12 protein-coding genes are annotated in these 15,128 nt (G+C 73.2%); 8 read left to right on the forward strand and 4 right to left on the reverse strand.

The window, feature by feature from the left end; all coding sequences use genetic code 11:
• Positions 1-132 precede the first annotated feature (132 nt).
• Complete coding sequence (locus tag OG556_RS24475) at positions 133-1,464, reverse strand: MFS transporter (RefSeq protein ID WP_371519301.1); 1,332 nt, start codon at positions 1,462-1,464, stop codon at positions 133-135.
• Between the two features lie 345 nt (positions 1,465-1,809).
• Between OG556_RS24475 and OG556_RS24480 the strand changes: the two genes are divergently transcribed.
• Positions 1,810-3,468, forward strand: coding sequence for a hypothetical protein (locus OG556_RS24480; RefSeq protein ID WP_371519303.1), 1,659 nt, complete (start codon positions 1,810-1,812; stop codon positions 3,466-3,468).
• Between the two features lie 63 nt (positions 3,469-3,531).
• On the opposite strand, the gene OG556_RS24485 is transcribed toward OG556_RS24480, so the two are convergent.
• A complete protein-coding gene (locus OG556_RS24485) occupies positions 3,532-3,975 on the reverse strand; it encodes a VOC family protein (RefSeq protein ID WP_063349531.1) in 444 nt (147 codons plus the stop codon).
• 285 nt (positions 3,976-4,260) lie between these two features.
• Between OG556_RS24485 and OG556_RS24490 the strand changes: the two genes are divergently transcribed.
• Together OG556_RS24490 and OG556_RS24495 are read left to right on the forward strand one after the other, a co-directional pair.
• Positions 4,261-5,349: a hypothetical protein gene (locus OG556_RS24490; RefSeq protein ID WP_371519305.1), complete on the forward strand. Its 1,089-nt coding sequence runs from the start codon at positions 4,261-4,263 to the stop codon at positions 5,347-5,349.
• A gap of 204 nt (positions 5,350-5,553) precedes the next feature.
• Positions 5,554-7,044 carry an alkaline phosphatase PhoX gene (locus OG556_RS24495; protein WP_371519307.1) on the forward strand — a complete coding sequence of 497 codons (1,491 nt, stop codon included), beginning with the start codon at positions 5,554-5,556 and terminating at the stop codon, positions 7,042-7,044.
• Between the two features lie 27 nt (positions 7,045-7,071).
• Here the strand turns inward: OG556_RS24495 and OG556_RS24500 are convergent, their stop codons facing one another.
• A complete protein-coding gene (locus tag OG556_RS24500; RefSeq protein WP_371519309.1) occupies positions 7,072-8,709 on the reverse strand; it encodes a PucR family transcriptional regulator in 1,638 nt (545 codons plus the stop codon).
• A gap of 142 nt (positions 8,710-8,851) precedes the next feature.
• On the opposite strand from OG556_RS24500, the gene OG556_RS24505 reads away from it, so the two are divergent.
• From OG556_RS24505 to OG556_RS24520, 4 genes are all read left to right on the forward strand, one after another.
• Complete coding sequence (locus tag OG556_RS24505; RefSeq protein WP_371519311.1) at positions 8,852-9,448, forward strand: PadR family transcriptional regulator; 597 nt, start codon at positions 8,852-8,854, stop codon at positions 9,446-9,448.
• The gene (locus OG556_RS24510) at positions 9,445-10,710 is read left to right on the forward strand and encodes an FAD-dependent oxidoreductase (protein WP_371519313.1); all 1,266 of its coding nucleotides are present in this window, start codon (positions 9,445-9,447) and stop codon (positions 10,708-10,710) included. Before OG556_RS24505 ends, OG556_RS24510 begins: the two co-directional genes overlap by 4 nt.
• Positions 10,711-10,871: 161 nt before the next feature.
• Positions 10,872-12,500: an L-glutamate gamma-semialdehyde dehydrogenase gene (gene pruA, locus OG556_RS24515; protein ID WP_371519315.1), complete on the forward strand. Its 1,629-nt coding sequence runs from the start codon at positions 10,872-10,874 to the stop codon at positions 12,498-12,500.
• Between the two features lie 212 nt (positions 12,501-12,712).
• Positions 12,713-13,642 carry a proline dehydrogenase family protein gene (locus tag OG556_RS24520; RefSeq protein WP_371519317.1) on the forward strand — a complete coding sequence of 310 codons (930 nt, stop codon included), beginning with the start codon at positions 12,713-12,715 and terminating at the stop codon, positions 13,640-13,642.
• A gap of 79 nt (positions 13,643-13,721) precedes the next feature.
• Here OG556_RS24520 and OG556_RS24525 read toward each other — a convergent pair whose 3' ends face one another.
• A complete protein-coding gene (locus OG556_RS24525) occupies positions 13,722-14,282 on the reverse strand; it encodes a Uma2 family endonuclease (protein WP_371519319.1) in 561 nt (186 codons plus the stop codon).
• Between the two features lie 149 nt (positions 14,283-14,431).
• Between OG556_RS24525 and OG556_RS24530 the strand changes: the two genes are divergently transcribed.
• Entirely contained in the window at positions 14,432-15,124 is a 693-nt protein-coding gene (locus OG556_RS24530) for an RraA family protein (protein WP_371519321.1), read from the forward strand.
• Positions 15,125-15,128: the final 4 nt, after the last annotated feature.

Consider the following 15,128-nt stretch of genomic DNA (forward strand, 5'->3'; position numbering starts at 1 on the left):
CGCAAGCCTTTCTTTTGGGGAAAGTTCGGGCTCGAACTCGACACCGCGAGGTGGACCCCCTGGGCTGAGTAGCCCTGTACGAATGCCGCCCGGGACGAATGGTCGTCCCGGGCGGCGGTGTTTGGGGGGTGGTCAGGACTGCTTGGGTATGCGGGCGACGGCTATGGCCAGGGCCGTGCAGAGGGCGGCGGCGACGGCGGCGAAGCCGCTGACGGCGGGGAGGAGGCCGTAGTGCTGGACCAGGGCGCCGACGGCGACGATGGGGAGGGAGCTGCCGAGGTAGACGATGATCCACAGGGAGCTCAGTTCGGAGCCCCGGCGTTCCGGGTTCATCGCGGCGACGGCGGTGGTGAAGAGGGAGCGGAAGGCCACGCCCTGGCAGATGCCGCCGAGGACGCTTCCGATGAACAGCAGCGCCGGGGTCTCGGTGTACTGGGCGGCGACGACCAGGGCGAGGCCGGCGGCCAGGCCGGTCATGCCGAGGGCGATGACCAGGCGGTCGGAGGTGGGCGGGACGAGGAGCTGGGCCAGTGCGGACGAGCCGAGCAGCAGGGCGGCCACGATCGCGCCGGTCAGGTGCGAGGAGGTGTGCAGCAGCTTGGCGGAGAAGGCCGGGGCGAGCGCCAGGTAGACGCCGAACACCGCGTACGAGATGAAGCCGGCCGAGGCGGCGAGCAGGAACTCGCGGCGGCCGGTGCGGGGCAGGGCGAGCCGGCGGGGGCGCAGGTGGGCCGGGGTGGTGATGCGGGGCGGGGTGGCCGGCGGGCGGTTGCGGCCGGGCATCCGCGGGTGGACGAGGGCCAGCGGCACGCAGAGCGCCAGCAGGGCGATGGCGTGCAGCAGGAAGGGCGTCAGCAGCGGGTCCGCGCCGTTGGCGAGCAGGGCGCCGACCACCGGGCCGAGCGCGACGCCGCCGGCGGAACAGGCCAGGGTGAGCTTGGCGGCGAGCGTCGGGTGGTCGGGCAGCAGGTCGCCGAGGGCGGCCCCGGCGGCGCCGGTGGAGAGGCCGACGGCGATGCCCTGGACGGCCCGGCCGACGGCGAGCTGCCAGAAGCTGCCGGAGGTGGCGAACACGACGTCGCCGGCGGCGGCCAGGGCGACGGCGGGCAGGATCAGGGCGCGGCGGCCGAGGTGGTCGGACCAGTGGCCGACCACGGCGAGCACGGGGACCAGCGCGAACACGTAGATCGTGAAGAGGATCGTGGTGTCGAGCGGGCCGAGGCCGAGGCGCTGCTGGAGGAGCGGGTAGATCGGCGTCGCCAGGTTGGCACCGATCAGCATCAGCAGCAGGGCGGCGGCGACGAGGCCGACGCGGACGCCGCGCAGCGCGTTCCAGCGGCTGACCGCGGCGAGCTGGAGCTGGGCGCGGGGCGCGAGCTCCAGGGGAAGCAGGGCCTCCGAGAGTCGGCGTCCGTCGAGCTGCGCGGTGCGCAGGCCGGAGCCGGCGGGGGAGAGGTCCGCCATGTAAGGGATCTCCTGTGGCAGGGCACCACCGGGTCGGCGGGGTGTGCCGGCGCGCCCGTCCTGAGGCGCTGTGGTGGTGGCCGCGGTGCGGGGCTTCCTGGTGGAGCGGGTGAGCTGAGTGGGCCCCTCCTGCCCGGTGTCGGGCGGGGAGGGCGAAGGGCTTCATTGCCCGGTGGCCCGCGCGGGGTGTGCACGGTGCCAATGCGAAGGATAAAGGGTGGGCGCACGGTTGCGGCGCGCGCCCCTTGAGGCCGGGCATCGGGGGTGCCCGGCCTATACGCTGAGGTGGTGGATCGGGACGCTGAGCTGATAGGCGGACCGCTGGCTGAGGGAGAACGCACAACGATGGCCGGACGACGTCGGAAGAACGCCGGGGCTTCGCCGGGAGAGAGTGCGGCCGAGCCGGTTCTGCCCGCCGACCTGGAGCTCCAGGACCTTTACGGGGCGTTCGCCGCGCACGGGCTGGACGACGAGGACCTGGACGACGCGGCGGTCCTGGTACCGCCGGTGAAGCTGCCCGCCGAGGAGGAGCTGGCCGCCCTGGCGAAGGCCGTGCCGATGTTCGGGTACGCGCTGGCGCTGGCCCGCTGGGCCGCCCCGCACCGGGTGGTGGACGAGTTCGGCGACCTGGTGGAGGAGGACCGGGCGCCCGCGGCGCAGCTGCTGGGCCTGGCCCCCGCCGAGGGGGAGGCGCCGGAGGAGGCGGAGGTCGAGGCGATGCGGGCCTGGTCGCTGGCCTGCGACCTGGACCTGGTGGAGATCGGGACGACGGCGGCCGGTGAGCACGTCGCCGTGCCGGGCCCGGATCTGGAGCCCGCCGAGGAGGGTGACCCGGAGACCGTCCTGGAGCTGTGGCTGACCGCCGCCGGGATCGTCCGGGAGCTGGCCGTGGAGGCCGACTCGCTGCCGGAGGAGGAGGCCGCGCGGGCCGCCGAGGGCGGGGAGGCCGGGGAGGCCGGAGAGGCCGGGGACGCCGGGGAGGAGGACGAGGACGCCCTGAGCGAGGTCGAGGAGGCCCGGGACGCCGCCGCCGAGCTGCTGGACGAGGCGTTGCAGGTGCTGTACGAGACCACCGCCTTCGCCGACCCGGGCAACGAGACCGTGCCGCTGGGCGTGCTGGCCGCGCTGCTGGTGGTGCCGGAGGGCGAGGAGCCGAGCGAGGAGCTGCTGGGCGACATCACCGATGTGATGGTCGCACTGGACCCGATGCTGGGAGACCTGGCCGAGCTCGGTCTGCTGGAGTACCGGCCGATCGACCCGGAGCTGTTCGACGAGGAGGAGGGCCCGGAGGGCGAGGAGCCCGCCCTCGTCGGCGAGGCGCCGCTGGACGAGGAGGAGTCGGCGCGCTTCGGGCTCGTCCGGCTCACCCCGCTCGGCCAGTACGGCATCCGGCAGTGGCTGCTGGAGGACGGCTACGACGCGCCGCTGGTCGGCGAGCTGGCCCAGGGCGACGCGGCCGAGCTGCTGCGCGCGGTGTGCGAGGCCGCCAACGTGCTGCCGGACGAGGAGCTGCGGGTCTGGATCACCGGCCGGGAGCCGGTGGCGGCGGCGCGTGAGCTGCTGGCGGCGGCGCGCGGCGACGACGCGTACGCCCCGATGCGGCGGATGCTCGGCGTCTCGGCGCTGAACATGCTGGGCACGGCCGCCGAGCCGGCCGTGCGTGACGTGCTGGACGACCCCGAGCTGGGCGGCGCCGCCCGGGCCTGGCTGACCTCGAAGGGAGCGACGGACGTGCCTGTGCCGGAGCGGACGATGGCGCTGTGGACGGTGGTCGACACCTTCGCCGCCCAGCTGCTGGACAGCGGCGGCGACGCCGAGCTGTTGCGCGAGCTGATCGCGGACCTGCCGGTGACCGGCAACCCCGCGTCCTACTTCGGCGAGCTCTGGCGGGTCGACCACCCGTACACGGCGGACGTCCTGGAGGCCGTCGGGGAGCTGCACCTGGACCGGGCGGTGGCCAAGGAGGCGCGCAAGGCGGCCTTCAAGGCGCGGTCCAAGAGCTGACGGGCCGACGGGGGGGCTTTCGACGGGCCGGCGGGGGCTTCGACGGGCTGATGGGCCGGCGGGTCAGGGCAGATCCAGGGAGCCGTCCTCGGCGAAGGGGAAGAACGGGTTGTGGGCCAGCTCCCAGAGGTGGCCGTCCGGGTCCTCGAAGTAGCCGGAGTAGCCGCCCCAGCTGGTCGGGACCGGCGGCTTGACCACCACGGCGCCGGCCTCGACCGCCGTCTTCAACGCGGCGTCCACCAGCGCGGGGGACTCCAGGTTCACCGCGAGGGTGACGCCGCGGAAGGCGGGCTCGCCGGTGGCGGGCACGCCCGCGTCGGCGGCCAGCTCCTCGGTGGGGAAGAGGCCGAGTGCCGAGTCGGCGGTGCGGAACCAGACGATCTCCGGGCTGGAGGCGGAGGACCGCCGCCAGCCCAGGTCCTCGTAGAAGCGGGCGCTGCGGTCGAGGTCGGAGACCCCGAGGGTGACGATGCTGATCCGGGCCGGGAAACTGCTGTCTGCTGTCATGCCGCCAGGGTAGGGAGGGCGGCTGACAACCGCGCGTCCTGACACGGCCCGTGCCGGTCGGCAGTCGGCAGTCCCGACGCGGCCTGCGCCGTTGCCCGGCACCCGAGCTGATGACCCGGCAGGTCCCGGGCACTAAGGTGGCGTCGGCGGTGCGGGCGCGAGGACTCGGGGGTGCGGCACAGGATGATGCGGGAGAGCGGCGGCAGGCCCCCGGAGTGGAACGTCGGGCGGACGGACCCTGCGTGCGTCCCGGACCCGAGGAACAGGGAGGAGCGTCTCGCCGCGGTGGAGGACTTCTCCCGCCGGACGGTGGCCGCGGCCGACTTCCCGGTGTACGGCGTGGTCGCGCGACTGTCGCACGGGAGCGGCGCGACGGGCGGCTGGGGTGAGGCGCTGGCCGCCTTCGAGACCTCCGGCGGCGAACTCGCCTGGGTCGAGGTGCAGTCCGGCGACTGGAGCTCGGTGGCCGGTCCGTACGTCAGCGTGCGCACCTACCGGCCGGGCGCGGAGCACGGCGAGGGCCTGCCCGAGCTGGAGGACGTGGTCGAGGACGAGCGGGACCGGGTCTACGAGCACCTCGGGGTCGACGAGGGCGACGGGCCGGGCCGGGTGCGGGCGCTGCGCGAGTGGATCACCGTGGACGGCGAGCCGTACCCGGTGGAGGTGCACGAGGACCGGCCGGTGCTCTGGCCGGGCACGTCGGCCGCCGACGGGGCCGCACCGGTCTGGGCCGGGCGGCTGCGGATCGGCGGGCTGACCGTGACGGTGTGCGGGCGCGGGGTGCCGCCCGGCGGCGTGGAGCTCGGCGCGATCGCGGACTTCGAGCCGTACCTGCGCGGCCGGGCCGAGCTGCTGGGCGAGCTGGCCGCCCGGCGGGCCCGGCAGGTCCCGGTGGAGGAGCGTGAACTGCCGCCCGCCGTCGGACTGGAGGCGCACCGGGAGCTGATCGCGCAGAGCGTCGCCGAGGCCGCCGCCGTCGAGGCGCAGGTCCGGGCCGGGCGGACGCCGCGGCGCCCGCGCGGGGACGCCTACGAGGTGCGCTGGGAGGTGGCGGTGCGCCAGCAGATGCGGCTCGCCACCGAGACCCGGGAGGAGGCGGTGACGGCGCTGACCGCGATGGTCAACCACGTCAACCGGCTTGCCCGGCACACGCATTGGCTGATCGGCACGCCGGAGGGCGGGGCGGCCGTCGAGGAGGTCGTCCGGTACACGGTGTTCGCCAGTGAGGTGGCGAGCCTGCCGGCGCAGCGGGCCTGGGAGCAGCTCTGGCGGGAGCGGCGGGGCGGCGGGCCGGAGGTCTGGGAGGAGCACCGGCTCGCCGAGCAGCTGTGGCTGTCGGCCTGGGAGCAGTGGCGGACGACGCGGTCGGGGTGACCCTCGGCAGGGCGTCTTGGGCAAAGCGCAGGTCATGTGTCGGTCATCGGTTGGCAAATGGCCGCCTGGGCGTGAGGTGGGCGTCATGCCGGGTTCATCCCCGCGGCGGAGTCTGCTGGGCGTCGACGCCCCGTCTCGACGCCCCGCCCGCCGGGCACCGGGCCCGCCCCCGGTCCGGCGGCCGATTCCTCAGGAGTTGCTGCCATGTCGCTGTCCCGCCGGGACTTCGTCAACCGTTCCACCCTCGTCGGGGCCGGCGTGCTGATCGCCGGCAGCGCGGAGGCGCTGGCCAGCGCTCCGGGCGCGATCGCCGCCCCGGCCGGCGGCGAGCTGCCGGCCGCGTCCGCGGCGGGTGACACCGGCGCCGCGCGCGCCGCCGTCGGCTACGGCCCGCTGGTGCAGGACCCGGCCGGGCTGCTGTCGCTGCCCAAGGGCTTCGCGTACAAGGTCGTCAACCGCGCCGGTGTCACCCGGCTGCGCACCGGCGAGTTCACCCCGAGCAACCACGACGGCACCTCCGCCTTCGAGGACGAGCGCGGCGGCAACCTGCTCGTCACCAACCACGAGCTGCGCGGACCCCGGGCGAACTGGCCGAACCCGGTGCCGCTGACCGAGGGCCACGTCTACGACCCGGGCGCGGCCGGCGGCTGCACCATCGTGCACGCCAAGCGGAACGGCTCGGTCGAGCAGTGGGTCGGCATCGCCGGCACCTCCACCAACTGCGCGGGCGGCGTGACCCCGTGGGGCACCTGGCTGTCCGGCGAGGAGACCGAGGACAAGGCCGGCCAGAACGGCATGACCAAGGACCACGGGTACATCTTCGAGGTCGACCCGTTCGACGACGACTACAACCGCGACCCGCAGCCGGTGAAGGCCTTCGGCCGGTACGCGCACGAGGCCGTCGTGGTGGACCCGAAGCGCGGCCACGTCTACCTGACCGAGGACGCCTCGAACCCCAACGGCCTGCTGTTCCGCTGGACCCCGCCGGCCGGCTTCAAGCACGGCCGCTACAAGCTGCGCGCGCTGGCCGCCGACGCCGGTGTGCTGGAGGCCTTCAAGGTCTTCGACTCCCAGGGCAAGTTCGTCGACGACCTCTCCCGCGCCACCAAGGTCGGCACCACCTACGGCGCGGACTGGGTCAAGGTCCAGGACCGCGACGCCAGGACCGTCTCGGTCCGCAAGCAGTTCAAGGAGGGCGAGGTCACCCGGGCCCGCAAGCTGGAGGGCATGTGGTGGGGTGACGGCGGCTTCTACTTCGTCTCCAGCTTCGCCCGCTCGGAGAGCCCGGTGCAGCACGACGGCCAGGTCTGGTTCTACAACCCGGCCCGCCGCACCATCACCCTGAAGGTGCTGCTGGGCGTCAACACCGACGTGCTCGGCGACCACGACAACTACGACGGCCCGGACAACATCACCGTGTCGCCGTACGGCGGCGTGGTCATCGCCGAGGACGGCGAGGGCGTGCAGCACCTGTTCGGCGCCACCGAGGACGGGCTGACCTACCCGATCGCGCGCAACGAGCTGAACATCGGCAGCGCGGCCAAGCCCGAGTTCAGCGAGTTCACCGGGGTGACCTTCTCGGACGACGGCAAGACCCTCTTCGCCAACATCCAGGAGCCGGGCATCCAGCTGGCCATCACCGGCCCGTGGCACCGGCTGAACGAGCACAAGCGCGGCCAGGGCTACGGCGAGTGAGCCACTGAGAGTCGAGGCTGCCCGCGGTCATTCGTCCGCGGGCAGCCTCAGTTGCAGCATCGCCAGCAGGCGCTGCTGCGGCTGGGAGAGGTCGATGCCGGTCAACTGCTCGGCGCGGCGCACCCGGTAGCGCAGGGTGTTGGGGTGGATGTGCAGGGCGTCCGCGGCGACCCGGACCTCGCCGAGCGCGTCCAGCCAGGCCAGCACCGACTCGGCGAGCCGGGTGCCGTGCCGGCGGTCGTACGCGGCGAGCGCGGTGAGCCGGGGGTCGCGCAGGCCGGAGCGCTCCTGGAGCAGCGCGAGCATCTCGCTGACCAGCACCTCGGCCTGGACGTCGATCAGCGCCGCCACGTCGAGGTCCACCCCGCCGCGGCCCATCGCGTCCAGGATGCGGTCCGCCTGCGCGCGGGAGTCCGGCACCTGGGCCAGGCCGTCCACGGTCGAGCCGATCGCGGCGCGCAGCGGGACGCCGAGGTGCTCCCGGGCGGCCACCACCACCTCGTCCGCCCAGCCGCGCACGGTGGCCATCGGCAGGCCGGGCGGGAGTTCGGGCAGCAGCACGTACACCCGGGACTCGATCGGGGCGAGCAGCGCGGTGCGGTGCCGGGCGGCGGTGTGCACCGAGATCAGGCCGGTGACGTCGGAGCGGTGCAGCGCCTCGGTGGTGTGCGCGCTGTAGGCGAGCACGGTGGCCGGGCGCCGCAGGTCCAGGCCCAGGTGGGTGGCGAGCGACTGCGGGCCGGTGGAGCCCTCCAGCAGGCCGGTGAGCAGTGTCCGGGTGAGCCGCATGTCGGCGGACAACTCGCGTCGGCGGCGCACCAGTTGGGCGGCGGCCACCCGGGCGGCGCCGACCAGGGCCTGATCGGCGAGCGGCGCCAGCGGCTGCGCCCCCTCCTGCACCCAGATGGTGCCGAGCGGCTGCGCCCCGGCCCGGATGCCGATCGCCAGGCGGCGGCGCAGGCCGAGTTCGGGGTGCGGTTCGACCGCGATCGGGGCGTCCGAGGTGCGCAGGTGCTGGAAGATACCCCACTCGCGGAGCTTGGACAGGTAGGGCTCGGGGCCCTGCCAGCCGAGGATGGAGAGCCGGCGCAGGTCGTCGACCTCGTCCGAGTCGGAGGAGCGGGAGTACGCCAGCACCCGGCTGGAGGTGTCCTCGATCGAGACGATGCCGTTGGTGAGCACGGCGACGGTCTGGGCGAGGGAGAAGAGGTCGCCCGCGTTGGGTTCGGGGGCGCCCGGGGTGTCCGGGGCGTCCGGGCCGGCGATGATCGCGCGGGCCAGCGAGTCGAGGTGCTCCCAGCGGGTCTCGCGGCGGACCGAGAGCAGGGCGACGCCCGCCTCGGTGGCGGCCTCGCGCAGGGCGTCCGCCTGGCCGGGGCCGTCCAGTTTGACCGCGACCGCCGCGGCGCCGGCCCGTCCGGCGGCGCGCAGGGCGGGGAGGGCGGCGCGGCCGCGGGCGCCGATCGCGAGGACGAGTTCGCCGGGGGCGGCGGTCGGCGGGTCCTCCGGGTCGAGGATCGCGACGTCGCGGACCGGGACGTCCAGGCCCTGCGGGGCGGCCTGGAGTTCGACCAGGGGTTCGCCGAGGGACATCAGCAGCTGGCGGAGCGGGAGGCCGGAGGTGGGCGGGGGTCCGGGGGTGGCGGGGAGGCCGGGGGTCGTCATCGGGCCTCCTTCATCCGCTCGGACAATGCCGTGTGGTTGATTTTAGCCGGGCGGACAGAGTCGTGGCCCGGCTTTCATAAATAGTTGACTCTGACTATTCGGGAATGGATAGTCAGTACTGACCAAGAGATGAGGACGTCTCGTGGCGAAGCGACGCAAGGTGTCGAACCCGCTGGCCCTCGCGGTCCTGGCCGAACTCGTGGCCGGGCCGATGCACCCGTACGAGATGGGGCGCCGGCTCAAGGAGCACGGCAAGGACCGCAACATCAAGTACAACCGCAGCTCGCTGTACATGGTCGTGGAGCAGCTGCGGAAGGCCGGGTTCGTCGCCGAACAGGAGACCGTCCGCGACACCCAGCGACCGGAGCGCACCGTCTACGCCGTCACCCCCGAGGGCCGCGCGGAGCTCACCGACTGGATGCGCGAACTCGTCGCCGAACCGCAGCACGAGTACCCCGCGTTCGGGGTCGCGCTGTCGCTGCTCATGGTGGTCCCGCCGGCCGAGGCCGTGGAACTGCTGGAACAGCGGCGGGCCGCGCTGGCCGCCGAGGTGGCGGGCATCCGGGCGGCCCTGCGGAAGGCCTCGGACGACGGCGTGGACTGGATCTTCCTGATCGAGGAGGAGCACCGGGTCGGCGCGCTGGAGGCCGAGGGCCGCTTCGTCGAGCACCTCGTCGGTCGACTCAAGGAGCCGGAGTTCATCCGGACCTGGCACGAGATCTTCGGGAGTCTGGAATGAGTACGAGCAACGGGGAGAAGAAGGCCCTCGTCATCGGCGGCGGGATCGCCGGGCCGGTGACGGCACTGGCCCTGCGCAAGGCCGGCGTCGAAGCCGTCGTCTTCGAGGCCTACGAGTCCTCCGCCGAGGGCATCGGCGGCACCTTCATGATCGCCCCCAACGGGCTCGACGCCCTGGCGACCGTCGGGCTCGGGGCGGAGGTCGGCGCGATCGGGCAGCCGATCGGCCCGATGCTGATCGAGGACGGCCGGGGCGGCGTGCTGGCCGAGTTCGCCGGCCTCCCCGACCTGCCGCCCGGCCGGGTCATGCGCCGCGCCGAACTGTACGAGGTGCTCCAGCGGCGGCTGCGCGAGAGCGGCATCGAAGTCCGGTACGGCAAACGGCTGGTCGGCGCCGAGGAGGGCGCCGACGGCATCACCGCCCGCTTCGCCGACGGCGACACCGCCACCGGCGACCTGTTGATCGGCACCGACGGCACCCGCTCCACCGTCCGCACCCTGATCGACCCGGCCGCACCCGGCGCGCAGTACACCGGCCTGCTCGGCGTCGGCGGCTACAGCCCCTACCGGCTGCCCGGCCGGGCCGGACGTGGCGAGACCATGCACTTCGCCAACGGCGCCCGCGCCTTCTTCGGCTACTGGGGACTGCCGGACGGCGCCGGGACGGCCTGGTTCAGCAACATCCCGCAGCCCGAACAGTTGACCGCCGAGCAGGTCCGCGCCGTCAGCCCGGAGCAGTGGCTGCGCCGGGTCCGCGACCTGCACGCCGACGACCTGCCCGCCCGGGACGTGCTGCGCGAGGCCGCCGCCGACACCGTCGAGGTCTTCCCGCGGCTGGAGATCATGCCGTCCGTCCCGCACTGGTACCGCGGCCGGATGGTGCTGGTCGGCGACTGCGCGCACGCCCCCTCCAACAGCTCCGGCCAGGGCGTCTCGCTGGCCGTCGAGAGCGCCGTCGAACTCGCCCGCTGCCTGCGGGACCTGCCCGACCACACCGCCGCCTTCGCCGCCTACGAGGCGCTGCGCCGGCCCCGGGTCGAGAAGATCGCGGCCAACGCGGCGCGCACCAACAACCAGAAGTCCTCCGGGCCGGTCGGCCGGGCGCTGTTCCGGCTGCTCGCGCCGATCGCGATGCGGACCTTCATGAGCCCGGAGAAGATGCTCCGCCCGGTGCACGGCCACCGGATCGACTGGGACCGGCCGGTGCTCCCGGTGGCCTCCGGCGCGAACGGCCGTCAACGGCGCGCCGTGACCGCGCCGTGACTGCGCCGTGACCCCTTCGTCGGGCCGGACAACGCCGTACGGGGGAATTTAGCCTTCCGGCCAATCAAGTGGCCCCAGGGGCAGGAATAGCGTTCGTGCTGTGGCCGACGTGCGACCCGCGTCGGCATCCCCCCGCATCAACGAAGGAGAGCGTGCGCTCTATGGACGCTGTGACCCAGGTCCCCGCGCCGGTGAACGAGCCGGTCCACAGCTACGCCCCGGGCAGCCCGGAACGGGCCCGTCTGGAGGCCAAGCTGAAGGAGCTGGGCGGCCAGGAGCCGGTCCAGCTGACCATGACGATCAACGGTGAGCGCCGCATGGGCGGCGGCACCGAGATCCACGTCGTCCAGCCGCACAACCACGCGGCGAGGCTCGGCACCCTGCGCAACGCCACCCAGGCCGACGCGCAGGAGGCCATCGACACTGCCCTGGCCGCGGCCCCGGCCTGGCAGGCGCTCTCCTTCGACTCCCGCGCCGCGATCTTCCTCAAGGCCGCCGACCTGCTGGCCGGCCCCTGGCGCGAGACCCTGGCCGCCGCCACCATGCTCGGCCAGTCCAAGACCGCCCAGCAGGCCGAGATCGACACGCCCTGCGAGCTGGTCGACTTCCTGCGCTTCAACGTGCACTTCGCCCGCCAGATCATGGCCGAGCAGCCGATCTCCTCGGACGGCGTGTGGAACCGCAGCGACCACCGCCCGCTGGAGGGCTTCGTCTACGCGATCACCCCGTTCAACTTCACCGCGATCGCCGGCAACCTGCCGACCGCGCCCGCGCTGATGGGCAACGTGGTGCTCTGGAAGCCGTCCCCGACCCAGCAGTACTCCGCGCACCTGCTGATGCAGCTGCTGGAGGAGGCCGGCCTGCCCAAGGGCGTCATCAACATGGTGACCGGCGACGGCCTGGACGTCTCCGCCGTGGCGCTCAAGCACCCGGCGCTGGCCGGCATCCACTTCACCGGCTCCACCGCCACCTTCCAGCACCTGTGGCGCTCCGTCGGCGAGAACATCGCCGGCTACCGCACCTACCCGCGGATCGTCGGCGAGACCGGCGGCAAGGACTTCCTGGTCGCCCACCCGTCCGCCGACCCGGCCGTGCTGAAGACCGCGATGACCCGCGGCGCCTTCGAGTTCCAGGGCCAGAAGTGCTCGGCGCTCTCCCGCGCCTACGTCCCGGCCTCGATCTGGGCCGGCCTCAAGGACGAGTTCGCCGCCGAGGTCGAGGGCCTCACCATGGGCGACGTCACCGACCTGACGAACTTCATGTCCGCCGTCATCGACGACCGCGCCTTCGCCAAGAACAAGGCCGCGATCGACCGCGCCCAGGCCGACCCCGCGGTCGAGGTCCTGGCCGGCGGCACGTACGACGACTCGGTCGGCTACTTCGTCCGCCCGACCGTCCTGGTCTGCGAGGACCCGGCGTCCGAGTACTTCCGCGAGGAGTACTTCGGCCCGATCCTCGCCGTGCACGTCTACCAGGACGACAAGTACGACGAGATGCTGGCCCAGATGGAGTCGGCCTCCGCCTACGGCCTGACCGGCGCGATCATCGCCCAGGACCGCGCGGCCGCCCAGGACGCCATGCACAAGCTGCGCTTCGCGGCCGGCAACTTCTACATCAACGACAAGCCGACCGGCGCCGTCGTCGGCCAGCAGCCCTTCGGCGGCGGCCGGGCCTCCGGCACCAACGACAAGGCCGGTGCCAAGCAGAACCTGGCGCGGTGGACCTCGACCCGCTCGGTCAAGGAGACCTTCGTCCCGCCGACGGACTACCGCTACCCGCACATGGGCTGAGTGCCCCTCCCGACCGTTCCGGTCGCCTGACCGTTTCAGTGACCTGACCGCTTCAGTGACCTGACCACTGCGGTCGCCTGACCACTCGGTCACCCGCGACGCCCGGCCCCGCAGCCGGGCGTCGCCCGCCGGGGCGGCGGTGCCACACACCCGCCGCCCGCCGCCCCGGCCCCCTTCTGCCACCCTTAGAAGCACCAGCTCCAGGAGTCACGATGCTCCGTTCCGCCCTTCTCGCGGCCTCCCGGTCGCCGCAGGTCCGCACCGTGGTCGAGAAGTTCCCGCCGACCCACGCGATAGTCGAGCGCTTCGTCGCCGGTGACGTCCTCGACGACGCCGTCACCGCCACCGACGACCTGATCGCCACCGGCCGCAAGGTCACCCTGGACCACCTCGGCGAGGACACCCAGGACGCCGCCCAGGCCGCCGGCACCGCCGAGGCCTACGAGCACCTGCTCACGGCGCTCAAGGAGACCGGCCTCGCGGCCGGCGCCGAGGTGTCGGTCAAGCTGTCGGCCGTCGGCCAGTTCCTCCCGGTGGACGGCGAGAAGATCGCGCTGGAGAACGCCCGCCGCATCTGCGAGGCCGCCGCCGACGCCGGCACCACGGTGACCCTCGACATGGAGGACCACACCACCACCGACTCCACCCTCGCCATCGCGCGCGAGCTGCGGGCCGACTTCCCCTGGCTGGGCGTCGTGCTCCAGGCCTACCTGCGCCGCACCGAGGCCGACTGCCGCGAGTTCTCCGGCCCCGGCTCGCGCGTGCGTCTGTGCAAGGGCGCCTACAAGGAGCCCGAGTCGGTCGCCTTCCAGGGCAAGCACGAGGTCGACCTCGCGTACGTCCGCGCGCTCAAGGTCCTGATGGCCGGCGAGGGCTACCCGATGATCGCCTCGCACGACCCCAACATGATCAAGATCGCCGGCCAGCTCGCCCAGTGGAACGGCCGCAAGCGCGACTCCTTCGAGTACCAGATGCTGTTCGGCATCCGCCCCGAGGAGCAGCTGCGCCTCGCCGGCGAGGGCAACACCATGCGCGTGTACCTGCCCTACGGCCAGGAGTGGTACGGCTACTTCATGCGCCGCCTCGCCGAGCGCCCGGCCAACCTCACCTTCTTCCTGCGCGCCATGGCCACCCGCGGCTGACCCGCGCGCACCCGCACGACGACGGCCCGCACCCCCGGTGGAAGGGGGGTGCGGGCCGTTTGTCGCGTTCCCGGGACTTCTAGAGGAAGTCCTTGGTGTCCAACTCGAACTCGAACGGGGCGGGGAGGGCGAGCGGTTCGCCGAAGGCTGCCAGGTGCACCTCGGTGTACTCGTCGCGGTGGGGGTTGCTGAAGAGGCTGACCTGGGCCCGCTCGCGGTCGATCAGGAGGTACAGCGGGATCGCGGCGCGGGCGTAGCAGTGGCGTTTGGCGATGCGGTCCTGGTCGGGCCTGCTGGAGGTGACCTCCGCGACCATCGCGACGCCGTCGGGCTCCATCCAGGGCGGCGCGTCGCGGAAGAGGCGGAGTTCCTGCGGGACGAACGTGGCGTCCGGGATGACGTGGTCGGAAGGGTGCCCTCCGTGGCTGGCGAGGCGAAGGCCTTTGTTGGCAGACATCTGCATATCCGCAGCCGCCCTGTGGAACACCTGGTCGGTCACGTGACTGAGGATGTCCTCGTGATCGCCGTCGGGGGGAAGCCCGATCAGGATCTCGCCGGCGACAAGTTCGGCTCGGAGGCCTTCGGGAGTGTCCAGAGTCAGGAAGAGTTCCAGCAGGATGGCGCTGTCCGCCGTGTTCATGAGCAACCCCTTGGTTGGACGCGCCAACAGAATAGGAGAGCTCGGAGTGGCACGTCGGATGGATTGATGGCGATCACTCAATGGGGTGAGGCGGCACCGGATTAGGATCGAGGGGTTGTGAACTGGGGCTTTGGTGGGAGGAGTTGGGGATGCTGAAGGAGTTCGCGGGGTTGTCGACGCCGTTGGTGGCGGATGCGTGTGTGCGGTTGGGGGTGGGGCTCAGGGCGGCGCCGGTGGGGGTGGCGGCGGTGGTGGCCGGGGGGCGGGTCGCGGGGCGGGTGCTGCCGGTGCGGCACTACGGGAGCGTGGACGTGTTCCTGGAGGCGTACGGGGCGGCCCGGGACGGTGACGTGCTGGTGATCGACAACGGCGGGCGGACCGACGAGGCCTGCATCGGGGACCTCGCGGTGCTGGAGGCGCGGGCCGCCGGGGTCGCCGGGATCGTGGTGTGGGGGCTGCACCGGGACACCCCCGAACTGGTGGAGATCGGGCTGCCGGTGTTCAGCTACGGCGCGCTGCCGCTGGGGCCGGTGCGGCTGGACGGGCGGGAGCCGGAGGCGCTGGTGACGGCGCGGGTCGGGCCGCACCTGGTGGGCGCCGGGGACGTGGTGTTCGGCGACGCGGACGGGGTGCTGTTCGTCCCGGCCGACCGGGCCGGGGAGGTGCTGGAGACGGCCGCCGCGATCGCCGGGACCGAGCGCGCGCAGGCCGGGCGGATCGCCTCCGGCGACACGCTGCGCCGGCAGACCGCCTTCGACGAGTACCTGGAGCGCCGCGCCGCCGACCCGTCGTACAGCTTCCGGCAGCACCTGCGGCGGGTCGGCGGGGCGATCGAGGAGTAGCGAA

This window comes from Kitasatospora sp. NBC_01300 (assembly GCF_041435235.1).
Lineage (GTDB): Bacteria > Actinomycetota > Actinomycetes > Streptomycetales > Streptomycetaceae > Kitasatospora.

Bases quoted from the DNA above. Each gene is read 5' to 3' on its own strand.
- OG556_RS24480 (WP_371519303.1), top strand. From the start codon at position 1,810: ATGGCCGGACGACGTCGGAAGAACGCCGGGGCTTCGCCGGGAGAGAGT.
- OG556_RS24510 (WP_371519313.1), top strand. From the start codon at position 9,445: ATGAGTACGAGCAACGGGGAGAAGAAGGCCCTCGTCATCGGCGGCGGG.
- OG556_RS24475 (WP_371519301.1), bottom strand. From the start codon at position 1,464: ATGGCGGACCTCTCCCCCGCCGGCTCCGGCCTGCGCACCGCGCAGCTC.
- OG556_RS24500 (WP_371519309.1), bottom strand. From the start codon at position 8,709: ATGACGACCCCCGGCCTCCCCGCCACCCCCGGACCCCCGCCCACCTCC.
- OG556_RS24495 (WP_371519307.1), top strand. From the start codon at position 5,554: ATGTCGCTGTCCCGCCGGGACTTCGTCAACCGTTCCACCCTCGTCGGG.
- OG556_RS24485 (WP_063349531.1), bottom strand. From the start codon at position 3,975: ATGACAGCAGACAGCAGTTTCCCGGCCCGGATCAGCATCGTCACCCTC.
- OG556_RS24520 (WP_371519317.1), top strand. From the start codon at position 12,713: ATGCTCCGTTCCGCCCTTCTCGCGGCCTCCCGGTCGCCGCAGGTCCGC.
- pruA (WP_371519315.1), top strand. From the start codon at position 10,872: ATGGACGCTGTGACCCAGGTCCCCGCGCCGGTGAACGAGCCGGTCCAC.
- OG556_RS24530 (WP_371519321.1), top strand. From the start codon at position 14,432: ATGCTGAAGGAGTTCGCGGGGTTGTCGACGCCGTTGGTGGCGGATGCG.
- OG556_RS24525 (WP_371519319.1), bottom strand. From the start codon at position 14,282: ATGAACACGGCGGACAGCGCCATCCTGCTGGAACTCTTCCTGACTCTG.